12 protein-coding genes are annotated in these 13,181 nt (G+C 40.5%); 11 read left to right on the forward strand and 1 reads right to left on the reverse strand.

Annotated features, from left to right (window positions below; all coding sequences use genetic code 11):
* The first annotated feature begins 194 nt into the window (after positions 1–194).
* The 8 genes from ORH16_RS08620 to cls all read left to right on the forward strand — a co-directional run bounded on the left by ORH16_RS08620 (position 195) and on the right by cls (position 10,307).
* A complete protein-coding gene (locus ORH16_RS08620; protein WP_265458035.1) occupies positions 195–1,199 on the forward strand; it encodes a LacI family DNA-binding transcriptional regulator in 1,005 nt (334 codons plus the stop codon).
* Positions 1,200–1,412: 213 nt separating this feature from the next.
* Positions 1,413–2,684 carry an extracellular solute-binding protein gene (locus ORH16_RS08625; RefSeq protein WP_265458037.1) on the forward strand — a complete coding sequence of 424 codons (1,272 nt, stop codon included), beginning with the start codon at positions 1,413–1,415 and terminating at the stop codon, positions 2,682–2,684.
* 24 nt (positions 2,685–2,708) lie between these two features.
* The gene (locus tag ORH16_RS08630) at positions 2,709–3,575 is read left to right on the forward strand and encodes a carbohydrate ABC transporter permease (protein ID WP_265458038.1); all 867 of its coding nucleotides are present in this window, start codon (positions 2,709–2,711) and stop codon (positions 3,573–3,575) included.
* Positions 3,576–3,590: 15 nt separating this feature from the next.
* A complete protein-coding gene (locus ORH16_RS08635) occupies positions 3,591–4,421 on the forward strand; it encodes a carbohydrate ABC transporter permease (RefSeq protein WP_265458039.1) in 831 nt (276 codons plus the stop codon).
* A 344-nt stretch (positions 4,422–4,765) separates the two neighbouring features.
* Positions 4,766–6,961, forward strand: a complete 2,196-nt coding sequence (locus ORH16_RS08640) for an alpha-galactosidase (protein ID WP_265458041.1) — start codon at positions 4,766–4,768, stop codon at positions 6,959–6,961.
* A 212-nt stretch (positions 6,962–7,173) separates the two neighbouring features.
* Positions 7,174–7,632, forward strand: a complete 459-nt coding sequence (locus ORH16_RS08645) for an S-ribosylhomocysteine lyase (protein ID WP_265458043.1) — start codon at positions 7,174–7,176, stop codon at positions 7,630–7,632.
* Between the two features lie 109 nt (positions 7,633–7,741).
* On the forward strand, positions 7,742–8,707 hold the full coding sequence (locus ORH16_RS08650; protein WP_265458045.1) for a TMEM175 family protein: 966 nt from the start codon (positions 7,742–7,744) through the stop codon (positions 8,705–8,707).
* A gap of 124 nt (positions 8,708–8,831) precedes the next feature.
* On the forward strand, positions 8,832–10,307 hold the full coding sequence (cls, locus tag ORH16_RS08655; RefSeq protein ID WP_265458047.1) for a cardiolipin synthase: 1,476 nt from the start codon (positions 8,832–8,834) through the stop codon (positions 10,305–10,307).
* Positions 10,308–10,434: 127 nt separating this feature from the next.
* Here the strand turns inward: cls and ORH16_RS08660 are convergent, their stop codons facing one another.
* A complete protein-coding gene (locus ORH16_RS08660) occupies positions 10,435–10,926 on the reverse strand; it encodes a flavodoxin family protein (protein ID WP_265458049.1) in 492 nt (163 codons plus the stop codon).
* 174 nt (positions 10,927–11,100) lie between these two features.
* On the opposite strand from ORH16_RS08660, the gene ORH16_RS08665 reads away from it, so the two are divergent.
* The 3 genes from ORH16_RS08665 (at position 11,101) to ORH16_RS08675 (ending at position 13,093) form a co-directional block, all read left to right on the forward strand.
* Positions 11,101–11,286, forward strand: a complete 186-nt coding sequence (locus ORH16_RS08665) for a hypothetical protein (protein ID WP_265458051.1) — start codon at positions 11,101–11,103, stop codon at positions 11,284–11,286.
* Between the two features lie 290 nt (positions 11,287–11,576).
* On the forward strand, positions 11,577–12,434 hold the full coding sequence (locus ORH16_RS08670; RefSeq protein ID WP_265458053.1) for a transporter substrate-binding domain-containing protein: 858 nt from the start codon (positions 11,577–11,579) through the stop codon (positions 12,432–12,434).
* Positions 12,434–13,093: an amino acid ABC transporter permease gene (locus tag ORH16_RS08675; protein ID WP_265458055.1), complete on the forward strand. Its 660-nt coding sequence runs from the start codon at positions 12,434–12,436 to the stop codon at positions 13,091–13,093. The genes ORH16_RS08670 and ORH16_RS08675 overlap by 1 nt, the downstream gene beginning before the upstream one ends.
* Positions 13,094–13,181 lie beyond the last annotated feature (88 nt).

Raw genomic sequence — 13,181 nt, forward strand, 5'->3', positions numbered from 1 at the left:
TTTCCAAAAAAAGTTATTGGTTTTGCAAGACCAACTTAAGTATAAAGATAGTTTTAAAATAAAACAATCGTTTTGTTAACGGATACAACTTTTTTTGTTGAAAGCAGTCTAAAGAGAATTTCGCTTGTTAATTTTGTTTCAAAGTTGTATACTAGTAAAAAGAAAAATATTTACTAAAAAAGGAAGGTGAAGAGATGGTTGGGATTAGAGATGTTGCAAAACGAGCGCAAGTTTCTCCTGCCACGGTTTCACGTTTGCTGAATGAAGATCAGACTTTGTCGGTGACTGAAGAAACTCGCCAGCGTGTTTTGGCGGCAGTTAAGGAATTAGATTACCAAGTAAAAAAGAAAATTAAACGCAACGCATCAATTTGTATTATTACGCCAGTATCTGAGGAAGAAGAAATCGATGACCCTTATTTTCGAGCGATTCGTTTAGGCTTGACGCAGGAGGCACGGCAGATGAAAATTGCCGCTAACCGGATTTTCCGACTTAACGAGGACAAACCGCTCCCAGAAATTGATGCCTTTGGTGCTGTCATTGTGATGGGACATTTAGCCAAGGAATTATTGGCAAAGCTCTATCAGCATAATCCCAACATTATTGTGGTGGACGATCCTTTGGCGGAGGAAAAATACGACATGGTCTATGTCGACATTGCCAAAGCGACTGAAAACCACTTGGACCGGCTCTATGACAAAGGCCATCGCAATATTGCTTTTATCGGCGGCTTGCGAAATAGCATGCAGGAAAACCACAAATTTAAAATATCTGATGATGATATTCGGACCCAAACCTATCGAGATTGGATGGTGACCCACGGCTTGAGTGAGAACATCCAAACTTATTTGGCTGGCTGGGGACCGTTAGATGGGATGCGGTTGGCGGAGCAATTGATTGAAGACCATCATGAGAAGCTGCCGACAGCAATTTTAGTTGCTAGTGACCCCTTAGCAGTCGGTGTCTATCGGGCGTTGGCTAAAAATGATTTAACGATTCCTGATGACATTGCGGTTGTTTCCTTTGATAATGTTGAAGTATCAGAATTTATGACGCCGCCATTATCAACGGCGGACTTAAAAACCAGCGAAATGGGCAAAGCAGCTATTCGTTTAGCTTCAGAGAAGATTCAAGAGGTTCGTGGTTACCCAATTGGTTTAGTAATTCCGGCTGAGATAATTATCAGAGAAAGTGAATGAAAAAAATATAAATATTGAAAGAAAGCCTTTGAACGCATTAGTTCAGAGGCTTTTTTGATTAGTAAAAAAACTTACGTAATTATTTTTAATAAAATTTGAAGATTCTATGAAAAAAACTATTGACAATTAGTTTAGTAAACAATATGTTGTAAACAAGTTAAGTGGAAACGCTTAATAAAAATTAAATGTTTACCATATTAGGGGGACGAAAGAATGAAACGATTTACAAAAAATGTGTTACTGTCGGTTGCAGCTTTGGGATTGGTCGGCGGCTTAAGCGCCTGTGGTAGTTCATCCAATTCATCCAGCGCTGATAGCGGTTCTTCAGGTGATAAAGAAGAAATTGAATTTTTCTTTCAAAAGCAAGAAATGCTCGACACGATGAAGGAAATTGTGGCAGATTTCGAAGCCGAAAATCCTGATATTACTGTTAAATTAACGAATGTTCCTGATGGGGCAACAGTGTTGAAAACTAGAATGGCCAGCGGTGACGTACCAGATGTTGTCCATGTCTATCCTCATCAACAAGATTTCCAAACTTGGGCTGAAAGCGGCACATTTGCTGATTTAACTGATACAGACTTACTAGATAATGTCAAAGACGGCGTTGCTGAAACTTATGCGATTGATGGAAAAGATTACGCTGTGCCATTATCCAATAATGCTTATGGCATTTTCTACAATGCCACTGCCTTTGAAGAATTAGGTATTGAAGCACCAACCACCTTTGCTGAGTTCGAAGAAGATGTTCAGGCGATTAAGGATGCTGGTGAAACACCATTTGCAGAAGCTTTATCCAGTGATGCAGCCGGCTTTATGATTGGTTTTGACCAACTAGCTTTTGCTACGACAACTGGTGGCTATGACGAAGCCAATGCTTTCTTGTTGGATTCACCAAAAGATTCAATTGAAGTCAGCGATCCAGTGATTGAAGAAGTTTTATCTAAATTAGATATCGTGCGGGACAACTACCAAGCGAATGCAGCTGGAGCAGGTTACAATGATTCAATTGCTTCATTTGCTAGTGGCGATGGCTTAATGTTAATCAACGGTACTTGGGCTTTACCAGCAATCCAAGCCTTGGAACCAGATTTTGAAATCCGCATGTTTGCTTTCCCAGGTGATGAAGCTGGTCAAGAATTAACTGCTGGTGCGGCTGACTTGGCATTAGCTGTCAGCGAAACATCTGAACACAAAGAAGCATCAGAAAAATTTGTTAAATTTGTGTCGAGTGCAGAAGAAATGCAAAAATACTACGACGTTGATGGCGGACCTGTTTTAGTTGATGGCGTCGATACTGAAGGTAAATTCCCTGAAACAGAAGGTGTCACTGAATTGGTTGGTACTGACAATCAAATCGTGTGGTTGGCAAAAGACTGGTCATCAGAAACTGACTTTGGTCTATTGACAGTTGACTACATTTTAAATGGGGATGCAGATCAATTTGTTTCTAGCTTGAACACATTTGTAGATACGATGAAATAATTAAAGATTGAAAGAGGTTAAACCATGAAAAAGAAAAAATCCTATAGCTGGGGATACTTATTTATCATCGTCCCTTTGATATTACAATTAATTTTCTTTTATTTTCCAATGTTTCAAGGATTCTTCTATAGCTTTACCGATTGGACTGGCTTAACTCCTGATTTCAATTTTATTGGTTTTGATAATTTTAAAGCAATTTTATCAGATGCAAAATTCACCAGCGCAATCAGCTTTACCGTGATTTTCACGGTAGGGGTGATTGTCGGTGAGATTGTAATCGGTATTTTTATCGCCCGGGTTTTAAATAATAAATTTAAAGGCATCGGCTTTTTTAGAACCCTTTACTTTTTCCCGGCTGTTTTAAGTACGGTGACTCTAGGTCTGATTTTCCGACAAATTTTCAGCTATGGCCTAACGCAAATTGGTCAATCCTTTGATATTGAGTTCTTGAAGGTCAATCTCTTAGCCAATGAAAAAACGGCGATTGCAGCCGTCCTGTTTGTCGCATTATGGCAGGGAATTGCGATTCCAGTCGTAATCTTTTTAGCCGGCTTGCAAAGTATTCCTTCGCAAATTCTTGAGGCTGGTAAAATTGACGGGGCCAATAAATGGCAATCCTTCACCCATATTGAACTGCCATTTTTACTACCATCAATCAGCATGGTCTTTATCATGGCCTTGAAAAATGGCCTGACTGCTTTTGACTTGATTTATTCCTTAACCGGTGGCGGTCCTAGCAATAAGACCACATCAATCGGGCTATTAGTTTACAACTACGCCTTTAAGAGTAATAAATTTGGTTATGCCAATGCCTTGGCGTTAGTCCTATTCTTGATTGTCATGGTGATTTCACTGGTGCAAATCAGAATATCACGGCGTTTTGAAATTTAAAGGAGTGAGTCAGGAATGAAAACAAAGAAGAAAAGTGCAATTTTTAATTATTTATTCTTATTCGTTGGAGCAGTTCTAATCTTAATTCCTTTGATTTTGACAATTACCAGCTCCGTAAAAGAAACAAAGCAAATTCAAACAGATTTTCTGGGACTGCCGAGTCCTTTGACTTGGGATAACTTTACCCGCTTATTAGATGATGGCATCAGTCAATATTTCTTTAATTCTGTGACGATTACCGTCGTATCAATTCTCTTGATTTTGCTCTTTGTACCGATGGCAGCTTACTCAATTGCCCGAAATATTTCAAAGCGCAGAGCTTTTGGAATTTTATATACCTTATTGATTTTGGGAATTTTCGTCCCTTTTCAAATTATTATGATTCCGATTGCCAGCTTGATGACCAAGCTGAATTTATCTAGCATTACCGGCTTAATCATTTTGTATCTCGCCTATTCGGTACCACAAACATTGTTTTTATATGTAGGCTACATTAAAAATACCGTGCCGGTAGATATTGATGAAGCGGCGGAAATTGATGGTGCCAGCAAGCTGCGGATGTATTTCCAAATCATCTTTCCTTTGATGAAGCCGATGCATGCGACGGTTTTAATTGTCAATGCGTTGTGGATTTGGAATGACTTTTTGCTCCCATTGATCATTTTAAACAAGGATGCCTCAAACTGGTCCTTGCCATTATTCCAATACAATTACTCCAGTCAATATTTAAACGATTTTGGTCCATCCTTTGCCTCTTATGTAGTGGGGATTGTCGTTATTTTAATTGTGTATCTGGTCTTCCAAAAGAATATTATTTCCGGTATGACCAACGGTTCTGTCAAATAAAACAGTGTCGCTAATTTCCTGCTTTTTAGCTTTAAAAGCCGATGAGTTTCTTGATAAAATCCTCTGAGCAGTCTTTTCATCAAACGCAAGATTCGTTACAATGGAGGAGAGCTTGCTGAGGAAATAAAAAGGTTAAAAAGCTAAGGGAATAGCAGTCAGGATTTACTGAAAACAATAGTTTAAAAACGAAGTTGATTCTCAGCAGAAGTTGTTTCACATGTTAGGCGTTACGGGTAATTTCAGCTGAGGAATTCACGGATAGAAAAAATTGCGGGGATCGGCTGAGTATCTTCGCCTTTTTTTTCAAAAAAATTACATATTGGTATCATCTAGGAGGAGAATTTATGAAAAGTATTCGCGTGGAAAATGGGGTCTTCCATCTTTCCAACCAGACCATCAGCTACCTTTTTTATATTGAAGAAGGGGGCATCTTGAGCCATCTATATTTCGGCAAAAAAATTGCGGATTATCAAGAGGGGTTTCGTTTTCCGCGAGTGGATCGGTCATTTGCGGCTAATCTGCCAAATTCAACTGAACGGGTGTTTTCTTTAGATACTGTCCTGCAGGAATTTCCTGGTCACGGTAATGGTGACTTTCGTGAGCCCGCTCAGATTATTCGCCATCCAGATGGCTCAACGATTAGCGATTTTCGTTATGATTCATATGAAATTATTTCCGGTAAGCCTAAGTTAAAAGATTTACCAGCGACGTATGTCGAAGCTGATGCTGAAGCGGATACTTTAAAGGTGACGTTAAAGGATGAAGTCGGTGGTTTGTATTTGGATTTGTACTATACAATTTTTGCCAATCAGCCGCTTGTTTCCCGTTGGAGCGAATTGCGCAATGGCGGAGAGCAAACGGTCCATATTCAAAAGTTGGCCAGTAGCAGTCTCGATTTTCCGAAAAGAGATTTGGAGTTGCTACATCTTTGTGGCAGTTGGTCCAGAGAGCGCACAATTGAACGGGAAGTAGTCCACCACGGCATCAAAAAAATTGATAGTAAACGGGGTTCCAGTTCCCATTTTGAAAATCCTTTTGTGGCTTTGTTAAGTCCTCATGCAACTGAAACAGTTGGCGATGTCTATGGTTTTTCGCTAGTATACAGCGGTAATCATGAAGCGATTATTCAAAAGGATGCCTACGATCAAACACGAGTTGTAATGGGAATTAATTCCTTTGGCTTTGACTGGCCACTAGCTGTCGGTGAAAGCTTTGTGACTCCAGAAGTGGTGATGGCTTATTCGAGTCAAGGCTTGAATCAAATGTCCCAGGCCTATCATGAGCTGTATCGCAACCGTCTAGTACGAGGCAAATTCCGCAATCAAGAGCGGCCGATTCTGGCTAATAACTGGGAAGCAACCTTCTTTGATTTTGATGATGAAAAAATTATGGCGATTGCCGATGAAGCCAAGGATTTAGGCGTTGAATTATTTGTCTTAGATGATGGCTGGTTCGGCCATCGGGACAGCGACAATTCCTCATTAGGGGATTGGGTAGAGGACCGCCGTAAATTAAAACATGGTTTAAAGACATTAGCTGAAGCGATTAAACAAAACGGAATGCAATTTGGGCTGTGGTTTGAACCGGAAATGATTTCTGAAGACAGCGAGTTGTTTAAAGCGCATCCTGATTGGGCCTTTCACGTACCAGGTCGGCCAATGTCGCCGGGACGGGGCCAGTTTGTCTTAGATTTTTCCAGAGCAGATGTGCGGGAAAATATTTTCCAACAGATGAAAAATATTTTAGACGAGGTGCCCATCGATTATATTAAATGGGATATGAATCGTAATATGACAGAGGTTTACTCTAGTTTGTTGACGGCTGAGGAACAAGGAACAGTTGCCCATCGCTACATGCTGGGGCTTTATGATTTATTAGAAAAACTGACTCAGGCCTATCCTGATATTTTATTTGAAAGCTGCTCTGGTGGTGGCGGCCGTTTTGATCCAGGGATGCTTTATTATATGCCGCAGGTTTGGACTAGCGACAATACCGATGCAATTTCCCGCTTGAAAATTCAATACGGCACTAGCTTGGTCTATCCAATCTCCAGCATGGGAGCCCACGTAGCAGCGGTGCCGAATCATCAAACCGGCCGGATTACGAGTTTACAAACTCGAGGAGCAGTGGCGATGTCCGGTGTCTTTGGCTATGAATTAGATTTGACGACATTATCACCTGAGGAAAAGGCTGAATTTAAAGAGCAGGTAGCTTTTTATAAAAAGCATCGGCAATTGATTCAATACGGAGAATTTCTCCGTTTACGCAGTCCCTTTGAAAAAAATCAAACGGCGTGGATGTTTATTGCCCCAGATCGCAAAGAAGCCCTCGTCTTTTACTATCAAACATTGGCAGAAGCAGTTGCGCCTTTTGAAGTGTTGCAATTAGGCGGTTTGAACACCGAGTATACCTATCATGTAACTGGCGATGGCCTTGATTTAGCAGTGAAGGGAGATCAGTTGATGAATTTAGGACTTTATATGGGTCTAAACTTTAACGGTGATTTCCAATCGAGTATTTTGCATTTGCAGGCGCAATAAATAAATGAAAAAGTAAATAAGAGCTTGGTGCATTCTTCAGAGATTGAGAAGGATTTGCCAAGCTTTTTTTTCGCTGCAAGTAGCATTTAGCCAACGGAAAATCCCGATAACACAATAGCCTTCAAACATGGTAAAATATGAACAGTTTTTAAAATCTTTGGAAGGCTGACGCAATGTCAGCTTGTGTTGCACCATTTATGGAGGAATCAATCATGAAAATGAACGTGGAAAGTTTTAATTTAGATCATACGAAGGTTAAGGCCCCTTATGTGCGGGTGGCTGACCGCAAGATTGGTGGCAATGGCGATGTTATTGTCAAATATGATGTGCGCTTGAAACAGCCCAATCAAGAGCATATGGAGATGGCGGCGCTGCATTCTTTGGAACATTTAACGGCGGAATTAATTCGCAATCACGCCGATTATATCGTGGACTGGTCGCCGATGGGCTGTCAAACTGGATTTTATTTGACTGTTTTAAATCATGAGGATCTAGCTGAAATCATGGATGTTCTAGAGCTGACGATGAAAGATGTCTTAACTGCTACAGAAGTACCAGCCAGCAATGAAATTCAATGCGGCTGGGCAGCGAGCCATACATTGACAGGCGCCCAAGCTCTAGCAGAAGAATTTTTAGCGAAACGGTCTGAATGGGGACAAGTATTTGCTTAATTTTCTAAAAAAGGAAGTCGCCGTGCTTTTTTAGCACAGCGGCTTTTTATTTTTGCCCAAAAAGCCTTCTATAGAGTAAAATGGTGAGACTAACAGAGGAGCTTAGCAAATGAAAGAACGGGTAGTATTATTTAGTGATGCAGTTATTGCAATTATTTTAACAATTATGGTGCTGGAGTTGCCGGTGGACCTCCATAGCGGTGTGATAAATTTTCCTGAATTGTTTCGTGGAGTAGGAATTTATTTTATTAGTTTTTGTTTTGTGGCCAATCTCTGGTTTGAGACAGCCCAAAGCTTTAATAAAGTTGAGCGAGTCACCAATCGTGATTTGGTTATCTATCTCCTTTCGCTTTTTTTCTTATCACTAGTGCCAATGTCAACAGGACTTTTAATTGAAGACACGAATTCTCAGGTAATGTTGATTTATGGCGTGCTGACACTGATTGTTTTGTTGTTGACACAATTTTTGATTATGAGTCTAACAAAGCAAGCTGTCGCCGAAAAAACAGTGGAGGCTTATCAAATCGAAGTCTTGAAGGGGCGTAATCGAATCGATGTCGGTCTGCGTTTAACCTTACTGATTATCGGGCACTTTTTTGTACAGGTTGGCTTAGTGATTTATTTGATTTTACCGATTGTCTCCTTTTTGCAAAATATTGTTGATCGAGAAGAAGACAGCTTGGTCAAGCAGATGGATGGCGAGCAAAAGGAATATTATTTGCAGGAGCGTGGTCAGGTCTGGGGCAATCCGATGAAAAAATATTCTCAGCTGCTGCGCAATTCGTTGCAGGAGTATCAGCAAAATGGCGAGCGGCCGGATGCCCAGTGGTGGAGTCAATTTAATCAGCAGTGGGAGGCCCAATTAGCCGGCCAGATTCAGCAGACAAAAGAGCGTTTGGCAAATAGCAACGCCTCCGAACGAAATCATTTAGAGCATGAGCTACAACGGTTGACTAGCGAACAAGAAAAATTTCGCAAGCGGGTGACCATGATGCAGCAAAATCAAGAACGGGGCTTTCAGCGCCAGCAACACAGACAACAGCAGCAGGAAAGACACCGCAAGCCCAAAAAATGATTATTATAGTTTTGGGTGGTGTTAGTCAGATGATTTAACGAGTAGCTTTTTGACCTAGTTGTGGGAATTTCTTCAAAGTAATTGGGTTATTTGGTATGATTAGGGAGTATCTAGGAGGAAAGAAATGAGAATATTTGAAATTGTGCTTTTGGTATTAATCTTCATCAATACGGTGTCAGCGATTATTACCGTTTTTCGAAAGCCCCGTAGTATCGCCAGTGTCTTGGCTTGGCTACTAACCTTAGTCTTAATTCCGGTGTTGGGCTTTATTTTATATGCCTTTGTCGGTCGCGGTCTGACTAACCGCAAAGAGTTATTTGGGAAAACAGATGTAGAAAAAGACGAATTGAAAGATATTCGCCGCAGTATTTCTCAAGACAATCATCTGGTCAATAATGAAAATATCGAAGCGGATAACCTAAATCTGCAATCTTTGATTCATTATTTCAGCAATATGGATGGAGCGCCTTTAGCGAAGCGAAATGAATTAAAACTTTTTACGGATGGACAGGAAAAATTTGCGGCACTGCTGGAGGATATCCGTCAAGCCAAGGACACCGTCCATGTTGAATACTATGCCTTTTTTGATGATCGCATCGGCAATAAATTATTGAAGGCTTTGACAGAAAAAGCCAAAGAAGGTCTTGAAGTCCGCGTTATTTACGATCCATGGGGCGCCAATTCAAAGCCCAAGTGGTTTGATTCTTTTAAAGCGGCAGGTGGGGAAGTGGCGGCTTTTATCACTTCTAAGAATTTAGTTTTAAAAACCCGCTTGAATTATCACCTGCACAGAAAAGTTGTGATTATCGATGGAGAAATCGGTTGGACCGGCGGCTTTAATGTCGGCGACCAATATCTAGAGATGACCGAAAAATTTGGCTATTGGCGGGACACTCATTTGCGAATGAAGGGTTCTGGCGTGCGCTCTTTACAGGAAATTTTTATCATGGACTGGAACGCTTCGATTTCAGATAAAAGTCGCAAGCTGCCCTACAGTGGCATTTATTTTCCAGAAATCGACCAAGATTGTCCGGGAACGTCAGCTGTTCAAGTGGTCGCTGATGGTCCTGATTCTAGCTTTGATATTATCAAGGGCGGCTTTATCCGTATGATTTTAGCGGCAAAAAAATCGGTCTGGATTCAAACTCCTTATTTTATTCCTGATGATAGTATGGTGACGGCGCTTTTAGTGGCGGCCCATTCTGGTATTGATGTAAAGGTGATGATTCCTAATAAACCGGATCACCCTTTTATTTATCGGGCTACTCAATACCATGCAAACTACATGCATCGGTTGGGAATTAAAATCTATCAATATGATGGTTTAGATAATCGTGGCGGCTTTATGCATGCCAAAACAATGGTGGTGGATGATGAAATTTGTACCATCGGCTCCACCAATCAAGATACCCGCAGCTATTCACTAAATTTTGAAGACAATGTTTTTATCTATGATCCGGATTTCGCAGCCCAACTTGGTAAAGTTTTTACAGAAGATATGAAGAACTGTATCTTGTTAACCGATGAAATTATTAAAAAGCAATCGCTGTGGCTACGCTTCAAGCAAAGTTTCTCCCGCTTGTTATCACCGATTTTGTAGCATTTAAGTCAAGCTTTTAAAACGAATGCAACACAAAAAAACCGTCAGCTCTTATTTAACAGAAAGCTGATGGTTTTTTGTGATACAATTGTGGAGGCGTTCAGCTTTCAAAAAAGTTTTTCGTCCCTTAGAAAAGTTCCAGCGCTTTTTCGACAAAGCGCTCACCAAAAATCGTAAACATTTCCTGAGCTTCTTCAAAGTGATTGCCGACTGCATCTAGTGCGACAGGGCCGTGATGGATAAAGGGCTTGCCTAAGGCTGATCCGCCGGAATAGACGAGCATACCTTTTGTCAATAAAATGCCCGCCAGTGACATAATAGCAGAGTCACTGCCTCCTTGAGCGTAGTGGGCGGTGGCAAAACAGCCGCCTAATTTGCCGGCGAGTTTTACGGAATGATTGGTGGTCAGCCATTCTAATACTCGCCAATGGGCCGTTGCGAGATAGGTCGGCGTGCCAAAGATAATTCCAGCGCAGTCATTTAAATAAGCGACATCCAACTCTTCATCTAAAGAAAATAGACGCACCTCAACAGGCGAAACGCTCATACCTTGAGCGATGCATTCCGCCATTTTTTTCGTATGTCCTCCGTGGCTGTAATAAATAATCGCAAGTTTCATCCGCTGCTCCTTTTGTTCGTTTCTTTAACTATAGGATTTTTTTCATAAGATAACAAGGTGGTAAGGCTGAAAAGTTCAAAGCAGCATGTTGATGCCCTTCGCTATCAAGCAAGTTATTAGGTTAAATCATGCTATACTTTAATTAATAGATTTTATTGAAGGTGGGGATTTGACATGCTTTGGCGAACTTTTCTGCTTGTCTTATATGTTGTGGGGTTGATTTTTTTGGCTAGAAAAATCAAAAAAGAAATCACCATCACGAAAGCAACGAGAAATACCGTTTACTTTTTACTAATTTTCGGTGGGGGCCTGCTGTTTTATTTTCTATTTACCGTTTTATTTTTCGGCGGCAATTTTTGAATTTCGTTAGTTTCTGCTGAGAAGGGCAAACCACTTGAATAAAAAAATGGTTTTAAGCTGGGTTCATCAGCAAATACTTGCCGATAAAGTTAAAATTTTGAAGACTATTTATAAAATAGCACAGGTTATAAAACTGTGCTTATTTTGCGTTTTAGAAAACGCTAATTTCTTGTCGTAAAACAAGGTGTCTGCTATTATATATGAGACTTCTATTTGACGGACGCTTTGTTATGTAACAGACTGAGAATGTGTTATAAAAGAAGTTAAAAAACCATCAGGGGGATATGATTTTGAAAAAATGGCTAACAGGTTTGACAATTGCGGCAGCAACTTTATTTTTGGTGTCCTGCGGCAATGATTCTTCATCAACAACTTCGAGTACCCAAGCCGATACTAGTTGGAGCGACGTGGAATCTGCTGGGAAAATTGTAGTGGCAACATCAGGAACACTTTACCCTTCTTCTTATTACAATGATGATAACGAATTAGTTGGTTATGATGTTGAGATTGCCCAAGAAGTTGCCAATCGATTGGATTTGGATATTGAATTTAAAGAATACAACGTCGATGGACAAGTGACCTCTGTGCAAAATGGTGAAAGTAATTTTGCTGCCAATGATTTTGGCTTAAGCACTGAGGATCGAAAAAAATATTTCAGTTTATCTGAGCCTTATAAATACTCTTTTGACAGCATGATTGTTAGACAAAGTGATGATTCTGGGATTGCTTCTTTGGAAGATTTGCAAGGGAAAAAGGCCGCTGGAGAACCAAATACCAGCTATATGCGAATTGCCGAAGCTTATGGTGCAGAATTAGTTACCTATGATAATGCGACTAATGACCAATACCTCACCGATGTTGCCAATGGCCGGACTGATGTCATTTTAAATGATTACTATTTGCAAAAAATGTCAGTAGCGGCACTGCCGGATATTCCTGTCAAAATTTTAGAAGATGTTTATTTTAACGAAAGTGAATCTGGCTTTTTAACGAATAAAGAGGACCAAGCTTTGCAGGAGCAAATTAATTCCGCTTTGACCGAGATGAAAGAAGACGGAACGCTAAAAGAAATTTCTGAAAAATACTTTAATGCCGATGTATCAGTTAAGCCTGACGTGGAAATCACGGAAACGGTGTCGGTGGACTAATGTATATTCCCAAGCTTGATTTTGCTTTGATGTGGGAGTCGCTGCCTTTTATTTTAAGCGGTTTGTCCTATACAATCGGCTTAGCAGCTGCTTCATTTCTGCTGGGAAATATTTTGGGAATTTTGCTGACAGTCTTAGGTCTGGTGAAAAATAAAGTCCTCAATGCCATCGTCAGAGTGTATATCTCTTTTTTGCGGGGCGTGCCGGCTTTAGTGCTGCTGTTTATTTTGTATTTCGGCCTGCCGTATCGGCTAAATGCTTTAACGGCTGCAATTATTTGTTTCACCTTAACCAGCAGCGCCTTTATCGGTGAAATATATCGAGGATCGATTGTCGGAATTGACTATGGTCAATGGGATGCTGCCTATGCACTGGGCATGCCTTTTAGCAAGGTCATGCGTCTAATTATTTTGCCTCAGGCGGTGCGGATTTCTGTGCCGGCTTTGAGTAATGTCGCCATTGATATTATTAAAGGAACCTCACTGGCGGCGATGATTACAATTCCGGATATTTTTCAAAAGGCTAAGATTGTCGGCGGCCGCACCTTTGATTATATGTCGATGTATATTTTAGTTGCCTTAATTTATTGGATGCTGTGTTTAATTATTGAGTTCTTCCAAAAACGCTTAGAACTCTTCTACAGCAAACGATATGGATAATTTGTTTTGCCCTCGCTTTTTGGCGAGGGCTTTTTACTAATCTGATGGAATTTTATTACCCATAAAAAAATGGACGAACACCACGAAA

The organism is Enterococcus sp. HY326 (assembly GCF_026157065.1).
Taxonomy (GTDB): domain Bacteria; phylum Bacillota; class Bacilli; order Lactobacillales; family Enterococcaceae; genus HY326.